The sequence below is a fragment of the Paenibacillus sp. W2I17 genome (assembly GCF_030815985.1).
Classification (GTDB): Bacteria; Bacillota; Bacilli; order Paenibacillales; family Paenibacillaceae; genus Paenibacillus.
Genome location: NZ_JAUSXM010000001.1, coordinates 1,739,541 through 1,758,513 on the forward strand (window position 1 = coordinate 1,739,541; position 18,973 = coordinate 1,758,513).

Annotated in this window: 15 protein-coding genes; 1 reads left to right on the forward strand and 14 read right to left on the reverse strand. The window is 45.7% G+C overall.

The annotated features are described in order from the left end of the window. Positions 1–253 precede the first annotated feature (253 nt). The 8 genes from QF041_RS07450 to QF041_RS07485 all read right to left on the reverse strand — a co-directional run bounded on the left by QF041_RS07450 (position 254) and on the right by QF041_RS07485 (position 10,176). Positions 254–2,089 (reverse strand): UbiD family decarboxylase, encoded by a 1,836-nt coding sequence (locus QF041_RS07450; RefSeq protein WP_307413248.1) that lies wholly within the window; start codon positions 2,087–2,089, stop codon positions 254–256. A gap of 214 nt (positions 2,090–2,303) precedes the next feature. Then, the gene (locus QF041_RS07455; protein WP_307413250.1) at positions 2,304–3,635 is read right to left on the reverse strand and encodes a sensor histidine kinase; all 1,332 of its coding nucleotides are present in this window, start codon (positions 3,633–3,635) and stop codon (positions 2,304–2,306) included. Between the two features lie 2 nt (positions 3,636–3,637). Then, positions 3,638–4,306 carry a response regulator transcription factor gene (locus tag QF041_RS07460; protein ID WP_307413252.1) on the reverse strand — a complete coding sequence of 223 codons (669 nt, stop codon included), beginning with the start codon at positions 4,304–4,306 and terminating at the stop codon, positions 3,638–3,640. Between the two features lie 28 nt (positions 4,307–4,334). After that, a complete protein-coding gene (locus QF041_RS07465; RefSeq protein ID WP_307413254.1) occupies positions 4,335–6,299 on the reverse strand; it encodes an ABC transporter ATP-binding protein/permease in 1,965 nt (654 codons plus the stop codon). A gap of 349 nt (positions 6,300–6,648) precedes the next feature. Further along, entirely contained in the window at positions 6,649–7,941 is a 1,293-nt protein-coding gene (locus tag QF041_RS07470; RefSeq protein WP_307413255.1) for an amidohydrolase, read from the reverse strand. Positions 7,942–8,019: 78 nt separating this feature from the next. Further along, positions 8,020–8,313 carry a hypothetical protein gene (locus tag QF041_RS07475; protein WP_076214685.1) on the reverse strand — a complete coding sequence of 98 codons (294 nt, stop codon included), beginning with the start codon at positions 8,311–8,313 and terminating at the stop codon, positions 8,020–8,022. Positions 8,314–8,387: 74 nt separating this feature from the next. Continuing rightward, the gene (locus tag QF041_RS07480) at positions 8,388–9,485 is read right to left on the reverse strand and encodes a saccharopine dehydrogenase family protein (protein WP_307413259.1); all 1,098 of its coding nucleotides are present in this window, start codon (positions 9,483–9,485) and stop codon (positions 8,388–8,390) included. Further along, the gene (locus QF041_RS07485; protein ID WP_307413260.1) at positions 9,469–10,176 is read right to left on the reverse strand and encodes a class I SAM-dependent methyltransferase; all 708 of its coding nucleotides are present in this window, start codon (positions 10,174–10,176) and stop codon (positions 9,469–9,471) included. The genes QF041_RS07480 and QF041_RS07485 overlap by 17 nt, the downstream gene beginning before the upstream one ends. A gap of 129 nt (positions 10,177–10,305) precedes the next feature. Here QF041_RS07485 and QF041_RS07490 point away from each other — a divergent pair, with 129 nt between their 5' ends. Continuing rightward, on the forward strand, positions 10,306–11,415 hold the full coding sequence (locus tag QF041_RS07490) for a helix-turn-helix transcriptional regulator (RefSeq protein ID WP_307413262.1): 1,110 nt from the start codon (positions 10,306–10,308) through the stop codon (positions 11,413–11,415). 241 nt (positions 11,416–11,656) lie between these two features. Here QF041_RS07490 and QF041_RS07495 read toward each other — a convergent pair whose 3' ends face one another. The 6 genes from QF041_RS07495 to QF041_RS07520 all read right to left on the reverse strand — a co-directional run bounded on the left by QF041_RS07495 (position 11,657) and on the right by QF041_RS07520 (position 18,951). Beyond that, positions 11,657–12,670, reverse strand: a complete 1,014-nt coding sequence (locus tag QF041_RS07495; protein ID WP_307413264.1) for a FecCD family ABC transporter permease — start codon at positions 12,668–12,670, stop codon at positions 11,657–11,659. Beyond that, entirely contained in the window at positions 12,667–13,692 is a 1,026-nt protein-coding gene (locus tag QF041_RS07500) for a FecCD family ABC transporter permease (RefSeq protein ID WP_307413266.1), read from the reverse strand. Before QF041_RS07500 ends, QF041_RS07495 begins: the two co-directional genes overlap by 4 nt. 117 nt (positions 13,693–13,809) lie before the next feature. After that, entirely contained in the window at positions 13,810–15,777 is a 1,968-nt protein-coding gene (locus QF041_RS07505; protein WP_307413267.1) for an AraC family transcriptional regulator, read from the reverse strand. Between the two features lie 287 nt (positions 15,778–16,064). Then, positions 16,065–16,952: a membrane protein insertase YidC gene (gene yidC, locus QF041_RS07510; protein WP_307413269.1), complete on the reverse strand. Its 888-nt coding sequence runs from the start codon at positions 16,950–16,952 to the stop codon at positions 16,065–16,067. Further along, the gene (locus QF041_RS07515; protein ID WP_241230758.1) at positions 16,889–17,239 is read right to left on the reverse strand and encodes a hypothetical protein; all 351 of its coding nucleotides are present in this window, start codon (positions 17,237–17,239) and stop codon (positions 16,889–16,891) included. The genes yidC and QF041_RS07515 overlap by 64 nt, the downstream gene beginning before the upstream one ends. Before the next feature lie 92 nt (positions 17,240–17,331). Next, a complete protein-coding gene (locus tag QF041_RS07520; RefSeq protein WP_307413270.1) occupies positions 17,332–18,951 on the reverse strand; it encodes a DUF4153 domain-containing protein in 1,620 nt (539 codons plus the stop codon). Positions 18,952–18,973: the final 22 nt, after the last annotated feature.

Here is an 18,973-nt window from a genome sequence, read left to right on the forward strand (position 1 = left end):
GTAACAGCACCCAACGGAACGGGGCCACAAAAATACCTATACTTCTTTATATCGTTATAATTCTTCATTTCATACATAGTTCAAACGACCTTAATCACAATGGTAAATACGAACGCCTAAGACTTTATCCTCACTCCAACATCCAAATTAGTCCCGGTTTTAAACTTTTACACACTTTTGTGCCTCATTGCCGTATCAGAGTAAGCCAAAGAAGTTCAAACGCTCCGTTTGAACTTCTTCAAGACATCTCAAATTAGATTTTGATCGAACCCAGACTAGCACCTTTAACAAAAAATCGTTCAATGCTCTTCTCGACCGAAGCATCGGGAATCAGCGGCGGTGCCTGATGGGGTTTGGTACGTGCATCAATAATCACCTGATCACAGCCCCAATGCTTGTGGTCATATCCGCTATTAACCCCGTACATGTCATGTGAAGGGTTGCTGCGAGTAAAGGTTGCCCATAAGAAGTTGCTGAGGTTAGCACTCAGGAACGAACTGTCGTCACATAGAATGATCATCGGACACGAGTCCAGACCTCCCTGTTCTTTCAATAGAGACGTGAATGCTTGCATCTCCTGTGCTGTATCTGTATAACTCGTAAAGGCCGATGTCTGGATCGAAACGATACCCGGCATGATGAGCTGTGGATTCTCATAACCACGAATGTTTTTCAAAGAGTCTGGCACTTCCGTGCACAACTCTCGAACCTTGTCGCCATAGGCTGCAAAAACAACTTTGCTTCCGCTGTTCAGTCCTGTACCCGAATAATCGAGTGTATCAATCGTTGTATGGGTATGGAAATGAATATCCCGCTGCATATCCATACGCTCCAAGATATAGGTCAGGAATTCAACTTCCTTGTGGGTATCCAGAGGTTGCTGATCCTCAGCAGTAATAAACAGGTACTTCGCCAGACTAAGCTGACCCGTACCCAAAATACGATTGGCAATCGTAAGCAACTCTGTCGGCTGCTTCACCGCCTGATACGGGGTGTAACGTTCACTGCCGATGGCAAACAGCAATGGATGGACCCCTGCCGCATCGACCGCATGTACTTCTTTGACACCTGGAATCTCCTGTTTGATCGCGTCTCCAGTAATCTCATGAATCAAATCACCAAACGCCGTATCCTCTTGCGGCGGACGACCAACAACCGTAAACGGCCAGATGGCATTAGGTTTGGCATAGACTTTATGCACACGCATTAACGGGAATTCATGTGTCAGACTGTAATAACCCAGATGATCACCGAACGGCCCTTCGGGTTTTGTCTCACCTGGGTAGATATCACCCGTGATGACAAAATCAGCATCATTACTGATGCAATATCCGTCCTTGTAACTGTACCGGAAGCGACGTCCAGCGAGCAAACCGGCAAATGTCATCTCACTTAGTCCTTCAGGCAAAGGCATAACCGCTGAAAGTGTATGTGCAGGTGGACCACCAATGAAAATACTAACTTTCAGTGGTTCTCCCTTTTTGACAGCTTTGGCTTGATGTATACCGATTCCGCGATGAATCTGATAGTGTAACCCTATTTCCTTGTTCATTTCAAAATCATTGCCATCCAGTTGAACCCGGTACATCCCCAGATTGGAATTCATGATGCCTGGCTTATCTGGATCTTCGGAATACACCTGCGGTAGAGTCACAAATGCCCCACCGTCCATAGGCCAGTGCTTGATGAGAGGCAAGTCCGAGATTTGAATCTCTTGCGCGGACACGGGTAGACTAATAGACTTCTGTTTTGGCAGCGCCTGCCACGCAGCAAGACCTGTTTGGACATGCTGAAATGGTGTCTTAAGCGCCTTCATGGGATCGTCACGAACTGCCATGACCCGTTGTACGCCTTCCAGCGTGCCGCGGAACATGAACTTGCTTCGTTCCACCGTGCCGAACAGATTGGATACGGCCTGGAACTTTGAACCTTTTACATTTTCAAATAACAACGCCGGGCCTTTAGCCTCGTGCACTTTCATGTGGATCGCTGCCATCTCCAGATGAGGATCAACCTCTTCTTTGACCCGAATCAAATGACCATGCTGCTCCAGATCGTTAATACAATCTTCCATATTGCGATATTTCATTGGATGGCTCCATTCTCTGTATGATTAAATTAATTAAGTTCATAGATTCACATAACGTCTCTTCTATTTTATCAAATGATCCACTGCTAAACAAAACTATATGTGAAATTTTGTCGCGAATACAGATATCAAAAAAAGCAATATGGCAGCAATCTGAATCCTGAACGTACAGGGACCGATTGTTTCCATGTTGCTCTCTCTGTTCTGACTTGCCTTAAGGTTTAATGGTCGATCTGGGGATCGTGATAATAAACTGCGTACCTTTTCCTACTTCGCTCTCTACATCAATTGTACATTGATGCAATTTCAAAATTTTAATCACAATGGACAAACCCAATCCATTCCCTCGAAGCGAGCTGCTTCGCGCTTTGTCCACCATGTAGAATCGATCAAAGATATACGGGAGTGCTTCCTCAGGTATACCTTGTCCTGAATCTCTAATCAATACCTTTACATGTGAAGATGACGTCTCAATTTCCACATGAATGGTACCTTGTGGACCGGTGTATTTGATCGCATTGTTTATTAAATTTTGCCAGACCTGATCAAACAAATCTTTGTCCACTGTGATCTCGCAGGGCAACAAATCCAATTCGATCTGTATGTCCTTCTGTGACCACTGCGGCTCCGCCAGTAAGATCGCCCTTCTTAATTGTTCATCCAACTGGAATGTGGTGAAATGAACCGGATGATGCTCCGAATCCAGCGAGGCTAGCCGAAGCAGATTATCACTGAGCCTCGATAAGCGCAGCGTTTCTTCATATATAATATCCAAATGCTCTTTCTGCTCTTCTAATGGAATAACACCATCTTGTAGTGCTCTGGTGAATCCTCTAATTGATGTGAGTGGAGATTGCATTTCATGAGAGACATTGCTGACAAAGTCATCACGAACCGAATCGATTTTTTGCAACTCACTGGCCATATGATTAAAGCTCTCCATCAGTTCGCCAAACTCATCCTGATTATTATGTTTCAAGCGGACCGACAGGTCTCCTGATGACATCTCCTTCGCTGCAATCGTTAATCTCTTAATCGGTTTCACAATGTACCCGGACATGAACAGGATTAATAAGCTGCCAATCACCAGAACCGTTAACAGTGAGGTTAAGAGCGTGTTTCGCAGTGTATGAAAAAGAGAGGAGAAATCACTTTGAATCAGAAATGTGCCAATCCCCTCGTTTGTTCCAGGAACGCCTATGGTCGCGATTCCATCTTTACTTGACAGAAAAATGGCATCCGTTGTACCCGTTTCAAATAACGAATGAACTTTGTCCTCTGGCAAGGAAGATAACACTTCACTTTGTTCATTCACGGGAGTGATATTTAAGCCGTAGCGAGCAAAAATATCCAAGCTTGATTTCACTTTTTCTGGATCATCGATCAGGTTAATCAGTGTAGCGAGGTCTTCAGCAAAAGTAACCATAAAACGATTCGGTGTCTTTTCCTGGGACCCGTTATTTATCATAAAGGAAAGAATTAAACTCACCAGAACAATCCCGATAAACGTAGCTACGATGCGAAGTCGCAGGCTTTTCCTAAACATTTTCATGCCCGCTCCAGCCGATAACCAAGTCCTCTTATCGTTGAGATCACTAACTCAGGAACATGTTCAAGACGTTCCCTTAACCGTTTGATATGTACATCAACTGTACGCTCATCTCCTTCGTAATCGATACCCCATATATCATCTATAAGCTGTGTACGTGTGAATATTTTCCCTGGCGAACTCGCCAGAGAAAATAACAATTCACATTCCTTCTTTTTCAATTCGATAGTTTGTCCATCCGAAACAACCATTAGATTGCCCAAATCAATCGTTATACCGCTGATCTGAATTATGTTTGATGAACTTTTGTTATATCGTTTCAGTAACGATTTTACACGCAGGATTAACTCTACCGGATCAAAAGGTTTAACCAGATAATCGTCTGATCCTGCATTAAATCCTCTGACTTTGTCCTTGGATTCTCCCTTGGCAGTCACCATCAGGATGGGAATATCCAGATAAGACCGAATATCTTCCGTCAGTTCAATGCCGTCTATTCGCGGCATCATCACATCCACAATCGCCAGATCAACTTTCGTATGCGAGAGGATATCTAACGCCTCTTGACCGTCTGGTGCTTCCAGCACGGAGAATTGATTCTTTTCAAGATAGATTCGGATTAATTTGCGGATATGGGAATCATCGTCCACCACCAGAATTGTATTCATGTAACCATTATCCTTTCCGCAATTGGTTTTATTCGTATCGTAAGGATTCCATCGGGTCCAGCTTCGCCGCTTTTGATGATGGCATCAAACCGGCAACGATACTAATTGCTGTACTTACCACGATACCAAACAAGATATAATATCCCGAGAGATTAATGAGTTTGGCTCCAAACGCATTGTCCAAAAGAATGTTTAATACATAACTAATGATCACTGCAAATATTACCGCAATAATACCACTAAATACGCCTAATAAGGCAGATTCGGAGAAGAATATTCGCTTGATATCTTTCTTTCTTGCTCCAATCGCCCGAAGAATGCCGATCTCCTTTGTCCGTTCCACGACACTGATATAGAGTACTACCAGTATCATAATACCGGATACGATCAATGAAATACCTGCAATACCCGCGAGTACAATGGAAGCCATACTTACATATGTCGTGATATTCTCCATGACCTTGGCCATTTGAGAGCCTGCGAAGCCAGCATCCACAGCAGCTTCATTGATATCATTTACATATTTCATATCGGTTGCATAGGCGTTAACCTGAATCGGCCCGATTGTTATTCCCTTGTCTGTATACATTTGCTCCAGCGTTTCTGATGAAATGTATCCCGGGGATTGTTGCATTGGAGATTGCGGATCTGCCGCTTCGTAGATCCCTGAGATGGTTACTTCTTTCTCCAAAGTCACTGGTTTATTATTGCTATCCATCTCATTGATATATAGAAACACGGACTTGCCGATCATGGTTTCAGCTTGATCATTTCCGCTTAATTGTTTTGCCGTATCGAGAGGTAACAACATCTCATTTTCTACAGGAAGGACCCCTGTTGTCATCAATGCTGGATCAAAAGCATCCGTTAACGTCGTTAACTGTGTAAGTCCTACACTTTGTTTTTCATTCACCATAGTCGATTGCCCTGTAATGGTCGTAATCGTCTCTACATGATCTACATTAGGGAAATTTCGGATCGTCTCGATATCCGCTTCGGTGAACGGTTCACCCGTGGCCATCAAAGCCTCTGGGCCTTGCATATCCTTGGCTTCTTCACTCGGCTTTGTTATATCCACGAGCAAAGGGTCCATACTTGAATTGATTTCGTCATTCATATACGTCGTTATTCCATTCCCCAAGGAGAGCATCAGGAGTACACTTAATATACCTATAGATCCACCCAAAGCGACCAGTACATTACGCTTGCCGTTGAGTTTCATATTTTTAAGTGCCATCTTGAATGAAGCAAGCAAGCTCAGGCTCCGGGAAGAATCCTGACCACTCTCGTAAACAGCCGTAGAAGGATCTTTCAGGTGAATATCGTCACTAATGCGCCCCTCTTCAACCTTCACAATACGTGTACCGGAGTCAGCAACTTTCTGCGAGTGAGTTACGGCAATCACCAGCATTCCCTTTTTGGCTATACTGTCCAGCAGAGCGAGGATTTGATCTCCGTTTTCCCTATCCAGAGCACCCGTCGGTTCATCAGCAAGAATAATGTCCGGATTGTTGGATAATGCCCGTGCGATGGAAACCCGTTGCTTCTGACCGCCAGATAACTGGTTGGGACGTTTGTTCAGATGATCCTTCAGTCCGACCTCTGTCAAAATATCAACGGCACGTTTATTGCGATCCTTCTCATTCGTATCTGTCATTTGCATCGCAATCGTTACATTTTCGAGGACAGACAGATGCGGGATCAGATTGAAATTTTGAAAGACAAAGCCGATATTATTCTTCCGATAATCATCCATTTCTTTCTCGGTCATGGAACTTAAGTTCTTGCCACGAACAACGACGTCCCCTTCATAATCGGAGTCCATGCCACCAATGATATTCATCAGTGTCGACTTACCGCAGCCAGATTCGCCAAGGATGGAGACAAATTCCCCTGTCTCAAAACTCAGATTCAAACCGTGAAGTACGGGAACTTTTTCTTTTCCATATAAGGTGTATGATTTCTTCACATTTTTAACTTCTAGTATTTTCATATGGATCTCTTCCTCTCCTGATCATGCACGATATCTATCTATTTGATGTTCATATCGTAACAAATCAGTATGAACTGATAATGAACTGGACCATTGCACCTTTAAGAGGTTCGAAGAGAACTATATGCAAAAAAAACACCTACAGCTTGCTTGAAACAAATCATTTCAAGTAAGTGTAGGTGTCCAGAAATTTGATTAGATTAGTCCAGCTTTTGCCAGCAGTCTTTTTACAATCGCCGCCGACTGCGCACGACTAATGTCTGCATCTGTCATCAGCTTGCCATCATCGCTGATGCAACCGGCTCAGCTGCCCATGCCTGTACTTTAGCGCTATCGCTACCTCTAAAAATTAAATTCCCTCAACAATCCTTTTGGCTCTAACCTTCACCTCACGGTAAAGTTCATTCTCATCGATTGTGAGCAGCTTTCTGCCTCTCATGAGGATCTGACCATTCACAATCGTGGTGTCCACGTCCGCCCCATTTACGCTGTACGCCAGTAACGATTCTACCTCATGTACCGGTTGAAGATGTGGTTTCGCCAGATCGATCAGGATCAGATCAGCTTTGTACCCCACCTCAAGCATACCCACTTCATCCTGTAGACCAAGCAGACTAGCACTTCCACGTGTAGCCATGCTTAGTACGTCCTTGGCTGGCAAGCGAGTGGGATCACCATAGTCCAGCTTTTGCAGCCAGGTCGCGGCTTTGATCTCCTCGAACATATCCACGGTTGTGGCACTTCCCGCTCCATCCGTTCCGATTCCCACATTAATTCCCTGAGCCAACATCTCGGTAATTGGAGCAATTCCACACCCCAGCTTCAGATTGCTGACTGGATTGTGTGCTACACCGCCGCGCATGCCCTTCAATCTGTCGATGTCCCTGCGATTGAGGTGTACACCATGCGCAAGCAACACATGTGCCTGTTCGAACATCCCCGCCTCTTCCAAATACTCTGTCGGTGTCATGTCATAGCGCTCACGAATCTTCACAACTTCTTCCTTTGTCTCAGCCAGATGAATATGTAGCGGGATATCCTCCGTGACAGCCAGAGCAATGACTTCACGTAGCGGCTCCATGGGACATGTATAGGGTGAGTGGGGTCCATACATGGTTGTAATCCGCCCATCGGCCGCTCCAGACCAACGTTGTACAAGATCGATCGCCTCCTGCATTCTGCGACCCCTATCATCCTCCATGAATACCATCCCACGTGTAAGTGATGCCCGCATACCCGTTTGCTTAACCGCTTCTGCAATCTCGTTCATATGAATGTACATATCCGCAAACGCAGTGGTACCCGAACGGATCATCTCGGCAATGGATAACTTGGCACCCCAATAGATGTCTTCCGGGTTCATCCGTGCTTCGGCAGGCAACATTTTGCGTTCGAGCCAGTCCATCAGCTTCAGATCATCCGAGAATCCCCGGAGCAGACTCATCGGTGTATGTTGGTGGGCATTAATCAGTCCTGGCATGGCAACCTTATTGCGTCCATCGATAATCTCATCTTGCGGGTGAGGCACAATGTGATCAGCAATCTGCGTAATGCGATCACCCTCAACACGAATATCCCCCGTGAAGGGGGCATCGGCATCTTTCATTGTTAGAATCGTAGCTTGCTGAATCAGTATACTCATTACATTCACGGCTCCTCTGAATTGGTTATGGTTCTTTCCATATCCGAGGGTAAGCCTTCACGTAACGGCAAGGTCAAGTCATTTTAATTTTTGGATCGTCATCTTTCTGAAACTTTGTATAAACGGTTTGGGGTCGATCTCGACCATATATGGATATACTCCTGTGCTTGTGTGCAAATAGAAAAATCCACCTTCATCACCCATACGGCGAAATGACATGTCAAACACTTCCGTGATGTTGAACTCGCGGTATTTGGTCACAATTTTATCTGAATACAGAATCATGGAGCGAGCATTCATCTCAATCTCTTGGGCGAGACCCGTCACTTCTCTCTGTACTTTGTAATAAGGTAATACAGCAACGCAGTTCATGATCTCCCTCCATTCATGCCATGATTATTGTTCCATCATAGCAGATCGGAGGTTCTCAGCAAAAGAACATGAAACTAGGTGATCTTGGTCGTCACTTTTAGTGGCGTATGAAGTGCATCCTGAATGTCCTGCAAAGAGAGACACTGTTCAATATGAAATACACCATGTGGCAATTCTGTTTTATACACGCGTTCTGCCACAGCTGAAGCTACCGCTGCTGTTGCATCTGCTTCCTTTGCGCCGACCAGTAGTTGTTCGACGCGGATTTGCTCACCATTTTCCCATCCTACGGCATCGACCTTGACCGCATACATCGGCTCTCCCCCAGGAATAAGGCCAAACGCCTTAACCGTTCCATTCCGAATAGACGGGATACGCAGCAGCGAAAACAACCCTGCACGTTTGGAGATTGCCATGGATCCTGTGATCCAGCGGGAGTCCAGACAGAGTCTGGTAGATACGGTTGGAATACGTAACGTCCGAGCAACCACATGCTGATCCGAAAAGTTAAATCGATAGGCCTTCCGGTTCCCCAGTTCCGCTCCAAAATCAATACATTTGCCATCTCCGAAACTTTGTACCTCAGCAGGTTTGCCCTTTTGCATCACTTGGTAAGTGGCATTCATCTGATCAACGGTCCACTCCACGGCAGCTTTTCCGTGCTTCTCTCCAAGTCCCAGCATTACGGTAATGTCTGCTTCCTCCACCTGATCCATATGCATGGTCGCTTCGCGTACAAGCAGATTAGTCACTCCGGGTGATAATCCAACGCTGAGGATCGCGGTCGATTTGGAACGTTGTATTTTGGTGTGCAGTTGTTCCACCTGGGCGAGGAAATCATATTTTGCAGAAATATCAATATAATCGGTTCCGGCTTGTGCGCAGGCTTCAACAAACCGGGTATCGCTCTGATCCACACACATGATGACCAGCTTCACAAGCCTTAACATGGATGGCTCTACAGGTCGTGTTACATCCAGTTGAAGTGGTAGCACAGCACCACCTGTAGACCTACTGAACTCTTCCGCACGGTTCATGCGTGTACCCGCAGCCCATACTTTACCCGGGAACAATTTCCCCAGTTGAGTACATATCATCTGCCCCACTTGACCATAACCGCCAACCACCCAGATCTGATCTTTCATAGGCTTCACGTTAATTTCGAATTGCATAATACCCCTCCACCCAGAACGCCCCGAAGTAACGTGTAATATGTGAAAAACCGCATTCGGTCAGTAGCTGAGTCATCTCTTCAGAGCATATTGGATCGGATTCACGGCCCAGGGAAGCAGCAAAGCGCTCCCACTCTTCAGGAAGGACGCCCACACTCAACATGTGATCCTTCCAAGCTCGCATCATGATTGGATGTGCAGGTGAACGAAGATCGGCATTTACAGCCGCAATGATCAGTGGTGCACCCGGTTTAAGTCTCGCTGCAAGGCTGGTCAGAAACGTTCTCTTGGCCTCCATCCCCTGAAGGAAATGTAACATGAGCATGCTTGTCGCCCCATCATATACAGTATCCTCCAGCAATTCTTCAACCGTGACAGGTTGCATTTTCACTCTGGAACCGATGCCTGCTTCCGCGACTCGTTTCTCAGCAAGTTGCAGCATGGGCTGTGAAGGATCTACTCCAGTCAATGTCCAACCGGCATGACGTGATCCGAGCAGAGCAATCTCTTTTCCCCCTCCCGCTCCGGCAACAAGGATATGAATATCGTTGTTATTCGCAAAAGATGCTGCAAGCAGCCGTTCCATTAGATCATGCATATGAGAATATCCCGGAATTTTCAGGGCTATCGATTGTTCGTAACGATGAACATCTGCTGTTTCCCAGCTCATCGGTGATGGATTGTGATTCATGGACACCGCACTCCTCTTGAATTGAAGTTAGACTTGACTCGTTGTTCGTCTAATTTCATTATAGAAGGATAGGACGAGCCTACAATCCCAGAACATTGGGATATGCGCACAGAGAGAGGAGTAATCTCGTTGACATCACGTATTGATCGGAACCACAGACTTATCACTTCTCTTGAAAAAGGAACCTGGACCTCACGTACCTATCGGGAAGCTGTTCTCAAGCAGATCCATACGGTTGTACCTTACGACGCATACTGTTTCACTACCGTTGATCCCCTGACTCTTCTCTCCACAGGAGCCGTGACAGAAGATGGCATTGAGGCCATTCATGATCGGTTATTTATCAATGAATACATGGAAGAAGATATACATAAATACGCTGAATTAATTCGCAGCGGTGAGCATACAGTTACACTTCATACGTCCATGAACTCACAGCTTGAACAAAGCCCACGTTATATCAACATTCTTCAGCCAGCGGGGTTCGGTGATGAACTGCGTGCTGTATTGGTCAGTGGAGACGCTTGCTGGGGATATCTGACCCTATATCGTAAGACAGAAAGTGCTGTCTTTACAGAGGAGGAGCGGTTGATGATTCAGTCCTGGACCGCTTCTATTGCATCGATGCTGCGGTCCACGAGCCTGACACTGATGGATGAGATCACGAGCAGCAGTCCCGAGGAACCGGGCATTCTGATCACCTCGGATACGTTCCAGCTCTTATCCCTGAACGCCCCGGCTGAGTATTGGCTGTCCCAGTTACGTATGCTGGAACATGTAGGGCCAGACGTCCTGCCCCGTCCGGTACGTGCAGTGAGTTCCCACTTGCAGCGCAAGAATCAGGCAGAACGGGCTGGCGATACTCAGATCACTCCCGACTCACCATCCAAAGTCTGCATTCAACTTCCGGATGGGCGTTATCTTATCCTTCATGCCAGTCTCATGCGACAGCTCGCGGGACCGGACCAGATTGCCATCCGCCTGGAGCAGGCAATGCCGCAGGATTTGCTGCCCTTGCTCGCCGAAAGCCATGGATTGTCCAGTCGAGAGCGAGAACTGCTCGGATATGTGCTCCGCAGTTATTCGTCCAAGGAAATTGCTGCTGCGATGCATATTTCTGTCTACACCGTTCAGGATCACTTAAAATCCATTTTTGCCAAAACCAAGGTATCCTCACGTCGCGAGCTCATCTGGTATTTCGTTTCCCGTTTCCAGCTGTCGGATGAACCTGCCATATAAATCCTGAGTCATTTCCCAGTATCAAATTGACTATTAAATAAATGAGAAAAGATCAAAAGATGCCAATACGATATCTTCGTAATGGCATCCTTTTTATATGCTATTGATTAAGAAGCATAGCGGTAATACAGTGTAACTTCGATATTTGAACTTTTGATATCGTGCATTCTGCTTTAAAATGCAACGCACAGTCCTACCAAGCCGTTTTCCACAAAATATTTAGACTATATCATTGATTGTGTTATTTGGCTTTTGCTAGTAAATAAAGAAAATATGGAACACTAATGACTGTAATGACGATTCCTGTCGGCACATCTCCTACGAGGCTAACCGTGCGCGTAATCGTATCAGCCAACACCACGACTAGTCCCCCAGCCAAGCTGGCAGCCGGAATGAGCAATTTGTGATCGGGGCCGACCAATTTTCTCGCCATATGCGGAGCGATCAAGCCAACGAAAAAGAAGCTTCCTCCCACGGCTACACTTCCAGAGGATAAAGCAACAGCAGCGATTGACAATCCTAAGAACTGCCGATTTACGGAAACACCAAGCCCCTGTGCTGTCTGATTGCCCAGATGGAGGGCATTCAGTATGCGAGCCTTGTAAAAAATATAGCCGAGTAAGATCAAGACCCATGGTGTCAGTATGGAAATATAGCCCCAATCATCGCCCCATAGGCTCCCCGCCAGCCAATACAGCATGAAGTTCATCTGCGAATCATCCAGCTTGAGTGTCCAGAAGGTCGTCAGCGCCCCGTACCCGCTTCCTAGCGCTACCCCGGTCAAGATCAAACCGATTGGCGAGATGTCTCGTCCGCGGCGATACGATAATAAGAAGATCAAACCCGCTGCCAATAGTCCGCCAACAAAAGCTAACAGGGGCAGAGCAATAAAGGAACTCTTTCCTGTGGATGCAATGAATACAACGAAGAACAGGACAAACAAACCCGATCCCGAACTAATTCCCAGTGTTCCCGGACTAGCCATGTCATTACGCAGCAAACTCTGCATCACGACCCCGGCCGCTCCCATTCCCAGACCTACCAAAATCGAAAGTACAATTCGTGGCAAACGAAAATCAAACACAATCAGATTTTGCTTATCGGTACCGTTTCCTATGAGAACGTTCAGCACTTCTAGCGGTGAAAGATTCATTTTGCCAGAATTCATGCTAATGATCGCAAACACAAGGATGAGCACCATAAGCACTACATTGATGATAATGCCTCGTTTCATCGTATAACGCCGCTTGATCATTCATATTCCCTCCTTTGTCTTCGAGCCAAGAAGAGAAAATACGGCACACCAATGATAGAAAATATAATGGCAATCGGCGTTTCGAACGGTTTATTGATCAAACGTCCAGCCAAATCGGCCGATACGGTCAGCAAAGCACCATATAACGCAGCTGCCGGAATAATGTATCGATAGTCGACACCTACCATATATCGCACAATATGCGGGGTAATCAGACCCACAAAACCAACCGGGCCAACCACAACAACAGCCAATCCAGTCAGTACAAGTACAATAATTGTCGACAAAATCTTGACCAGTCCGCTGCGAATTCCGAGTCCACTTGCCACATCATCTCCCAAACTGAGCAATGTAACGGAAGGGGACAGCGCCAGTGCCAGCAGTATACCACCAACAAAGAGCGGTGAGATAATCAGCAATTCTCCCCATTTGACCCCCGCTGTGCTACCCGCTGTCCAGAATGTCAATGCTCGGCCCAGGTTATAATTGATCGCCAAGTACTGACTGAGTGCGCCAAACAACATTGAAATAGACAGACCTGCCAGTACAAGCCGCTGAGGCGTCATTCCGCGATTGCCCAGTGACGCGGTAAAGTAAGTCATACCGGTGGCGATCGCTGCTCCCAGACAAGCGAACAACATCATCTGCCAATACGAATAACCCGGCAGAAAGGCCAGGCATAGTGCAATTGCAAATGCTGCGCCAGAGCTAATCCCCATGAGCCCGGAGTCGGCCAGCGGATTGCGCGTTGTCCCCTGCATGATAGCGCCACATACCGCAAGGCTGCATCCAACGATCAGATCAGCTACGGTACGCGGGAGACGCATGGTTTGAATAATTTGATGTTCAGTGAGCATTGGATCAAATCGGAAAATAGCCTCCCATACCGTTGCTAACCTCATATCAGCAGCACCAAACATAATTGATGCCGCCGACATGAGAACCGTTAATCCAAGCCCTATTACCATGTACACGGTGAAGTTCATCGCCCCACGGCGTTTTTGTTCAGGCTTGCTTTTCATCTCGTTTCCCTTTCATCACCTATTTACAATCCAAACGAATATGGATATTAACGTCCATAAATTCGACTGGTCATGTTTGAAAATTTGGAGTGTTCAATTAAAATTTCGTTCTAACTCTTATTTAGCTAATGCCAGCAATTGACTAACAATATAATCAATCAATGCACTGGAAGTCATTACGTCGGTGGACCAAGATAGCGAAGAATCTACCTTTACGATCCGATCATGTTGCACAGCAGGTATGGCATTCCACACTGCATTATCAGAAGCAACGTTTCCATCTCCTAAGAAGATCATATAATCCCCAGAGTAAGCGGGTAATACTTCCATGGAGACATCGCCCCAATATTTATCTGCATCGATAATATCCGTTTGGACTTTTGAAGGTGCCTGCAATTGAAGTTCATCGTAAACAAGCTCGCCAACGGCATGCTTGGCTCCAGCTATGTAGTTACTTTTATCACTGAATTCTCCAACCGTAATCGTTACATCGGATAGGCCCGCATTCTGAAAAGCTAGCTTTGCTTCTTCGATTTTTCCGGTATAAGCATTCAAAACATCCTTAGCCTCTTCCTGTTTGTTCAAAACATCGCTAATAAATTGTATCCGCTCTTCTGTAGTCATATCACCATAGGGAACATAAATGGTCGGGGCAATTTTGGATAAATCATCATACGACTCATCGCTCCAAGCCAAAATGATCAGATCAGGCTCAAGCGTCATGATATCTTCCGGCTCCATGGCTACTTTTATGGAGTCTGTAATCTGGTTAGCATAAACCGGCTCTGTCTCTCCCCGTGCAGCTCTAGCCACACCTAAAGGAGTTACACCTAGGGCTACCACATCACCAACCAAATAATCAACTACAACTCGCTGAGGGTTGTTAGGTACCTCAACATCACCCTTAACTGTGGATATCGTTCTGGTCTGCGAGACTGCTTCTGAAGCTTTTGTCTCCGACCCTTCCTGTTGTGCCGTCTGCTGTGTCTGCGCAGGTGTTGTATTTGCCGTTCCCCCATTATTCGCTGGCGTCCCCGACGTACATGCCGTCAATAAGAGCATCATGCTTATCGCCGCCGCCAAAATCATTTCTTTACTTCTTAATGTTCCAAACATCGTTGATTCCCCATCTCTATAAGACTTGACTAGACTCGCTAGTTCCCTCTCATCGTAAGGTAGATGAGAATCATTATCAATACCATCAACCTGCATGGATAGTGCGTTTATTTTCCGATAATCACTTGGCGTCATCTTGTAATGCTTCTTAAACATGCGGAACAGGTTTTTCTCATCTGTGAAACCAGCTCCCGTTGCGATTTCTTTAACCGTCGCTTCTGTATGTTTCAAGTCATGACAGGCTGCTTCAATCCTTCTCTGAATGAGATACTCCTGTAAGTTCATCCCTTCCCTTTTTTTGAACAACCGCGTCAATTGTCCACCACTGATCCCAAACATATCGGCAATTTGTTGGAACATAATCGGCTCCCTGTAATGTTTATCGAGATATATCTTGGCAGAACAGGCTGGATCTGGCTGGAGATACCGAATCTCACCACCCTCCAAATCCCTGTACACCTCATGAATCAATTGATATAGAAAACTTTTGGCCTGTAGCTGATCCATCGCCTTGCCACGTTTCCAGCCATTCATCATCCGTTGGAACCAATCGCGTAGCAAGATAGGATTACTTGGCGTATAACCAAACTGTTGAACAAATGGATTCACTTGCTCCAGTAATTGTTGCAGATGTTTCTTGAAAAAGAGAGGTGATTCTGCTCTATAAAACACCATAAAGGTCTTCACCATCTCCTCTTTAGGCGTAATACTGAGCAGGCTCCCCTTCCCGCCGTGAACTAAACCGAAGCGTTCCATTGCAAATGTGGTTTCATTCAGTTGGATTTGCGCTTCTCCCCCATATGCATAGATAAACATGCTACTAGGTATTTTATATTGCTCCAACGGGTATTGTGACGCTATATTCTGTAAGCGTACATCTATTAATGTAATGATCGAACGTGTCCAGATACTGGCCATCATATCAATCATCTCTGGTGTAAATCCCTGTCTTGCTTCTTCCTCTTGCATCTACCCGCACTCCTCGTCTCACTTTTTCCAATGTATACATCACTTAATAATTGATATTGATTATCAATATCACATTTGATCAGGTAAGTATATATCATTAAGTGATATTGGGGAACAGGCAGTGGACGTTATGCTTTCCATCCGCTTTCGTAAAAAACTAAAAAGGAACACCTGATAGTACAAAAAAGAAGCCTGATCCATATGGATCAGGCTTCTTCATTATGTTTTTTGTATTCAACAAGATTACGTAGTCACCATGTTTCTCTTGTCACCTGCGACCAAATTTATTAAGACTTTGCAGGTTTCCGAGAAGGTTTGGCGGAGCTGGATTTTTTATTCTTTTTCTTACTTACTTCCACAACCACAGGCTCCTGTAGGTGTTCCACCGGGTACATTTTACGGAACAATAATGTCTGTAGTACCAGGAACGAACCCCCAACGGTCCAGTAGAGCGGCATCGCTGCCGGAGCTGTAAGAGAAAAGAATGCCATCATCAATGGGGAGAGATATCCCATGATGGCGAACTGTTTTCGCTGCTCAGGCGCCATGTTGGCTTGTGATACCTTGGCTTGAATCAGATATATGACCGCAACCACCACAGCGAGTACGTAGTCCGGCGCTCCCAGTTTGAACCACAGGAACGAGTGGGAGGACAACTCCGGTGTAAGTCGGATGGCTGTGTAAATACCTGAAAGTATAGGCAACTGAATGAGCATCGGCAAGCAACCAATGTTCAGCGGATTGAACTTATGTTTCTTGTATAGCTCCATCGTTTCCTGAGACAGCTTTTGCTTATCAGCAGGATCATTTTTGCCTTCATATTTTTTCTTGAGCGCATCCATCTCGGGTTTCATGGCGTTCATGATGACTCGTGTTCCCTGCTGGGACTTGGCTTGACGCATCATCAAGGGCAACAGTGCTAAACGAATGACCAGCGTAATAACAATAATCGCGACCCCGTAGCTTCCGTTAAATATCGTGGCAATATGCTGAATCAGATACGACAGTGGAAATACAATGTAGTGATTAAAAAATCCCGGTGTCGATGAAGTAATCTCAGACACGTTGTTGCTGCATCCGGCAAGCAGCATGACTGCAAACAAAATGGCAATCAGGCCATAGATCCGTCCCTTGCCCGAAGTAAAAGTGAATCCCTTGTTAGTCTTATGTTCCATATATATCCTCCTCGTTGATTTGTTGACCAATCGTTCAACGAGGAATGACAATCTGGTTCATCTTCATCGGGCGCTTCTCTTCGTCTAATCATGCGACTCCAGTCTTCCTGTCTATGCTGTCTGTCCAAACACAAGGCGGGAAGTACAGGTTCAAGTCCACCACCGGCGCCACCTTCCATCCAGTACTCTGTCATGCCACAATGAAGATGGGCAATATAGGCATAACTGACGGTGAAGATGAGTCCAATCGAGAATAAATATGGTAATAACTCCTGCAGTTCAAACAAGGGATTCACCCCCTTTATAGGTTAGTTTTTATATTATAACACTTACATATTGTTTTTGCATAAATCCGTACGTGAAAACAACTACTATTCAGCTATTCCGTTCTCAATTTGGACAACTCTTGCTCAGCTCGGTGTCTTGCCACGTTATAAGAAGGCCATGAACGATCTGATGAATCCTCGTCCAAGTAGGCTTGACGTTCCAGCATTTCCTTCTTGAGATCCGGATACTCCTCCTGAGCAAACTCTCGAAGTAACGGAACTGCATCTGCCGACAGACTTGCCAGATAGGTTGCATCAATATTGCCAGTCTGATGATAACGTTCTATGTTCAGCTCGGCAATCCGTTTATCCATGCCCACATAGTTGACTGCAACATAAGCTGTGAGCGCCAGCACGATATACCAGCGGATCAGCGGTATTGACGTGTACCGTATACGAAGGCCAGCAATCAGCAACAGGAGTGCGAGGAAGATCATGAATGCGTGTACCAGGAAGCGGATGTACGTATATCCATATGCCTGCTCATACAGATTTAGGCGCATAAACGCGGAATACAACATAATTGCTGAACAACTGACCAGAATCAGGAGAAGTACCTGATGCACGATGGAACCCGCTTTGCCACTCGCACAAGTATACTGCAAAGCAACAATAAGAATAAAGAAGTTAATACCTGTGACGAGAATTAACTCTGCGAATCCACTTCTCGCATAGTCTGCGTAAGACAGATCTACCGGAAGATGCCCCTCTCCTGCACCAAACAGATACGAAAACTGTACAAGTACAAACAAAACGTACACACAGTTAATGACAATCAGCATCGTCCCCACAATGATGGGGTCCAATCTGAATGGTTCCCGATGAACCGGAGTGCGTTCGGGCTCGGGTGTAATCTTATTGGTAACCTGACCTTCAGTGGCCGGGCCCACAGGAGAGAATATATAGGTGTGATCACGCTTATCAACCGTGGATGCTACTCCATTTTTCCAATGTGCGTTCGCTCTCTTCTCTGCCTCATATTGCATTGGCTGTACAAATCCCCATACATAACCGAACAGCAATATACCTGCGATGACAATCCAGATGATTCTCGGTATCCCTGGAGTAAAAGCCAATTGATTCAGCCACTCCGGAAAACCGGCTAAATACTGATCAAAGACCCCGTCAGCGGAGGACAGTAATGCAACGACTACAATGAGGATAGGCAAGGACGCCACAAGACCAATGAGTACTTTGAAAACAACTGTTTTTTGGGATTTGCCCATGCCACGCCCGCCTGCTCTCACAGCAATAGCAGCAACAGTCCCCCAATGACGTATGGCTTGAGGCAGCAAGTGGTCAATAGCCGTACCAATCAAACCAATCTCCCACCACTGCTTCTGTTTTCTGCCCATCAGATACGTCATATGTAAAATACCTACGCCGGGTACAACCAGAAAATTAAGAACATACAGCAGTTCATTGTCGTATAACAGGAAAGTTAGCGACAACAATAGCACTACAGCCGCCACAAAAGCATCAATGAACTTGAAAGACCTCATGCGGTCCCGTGCAAACAGATACATGAACACATAAAAGAGAATTACAAAGATAGGATACGATACGCCAATCTCATTACCATAGAATAAATACTGGTGAATGATCGCCAGCATCCATGCAGACAGTAGCGTGATTAGAGCGCGTTGCGGTGAAGCCATTATTTTATCAATCATGGGAAATACCTCCATTAACCTT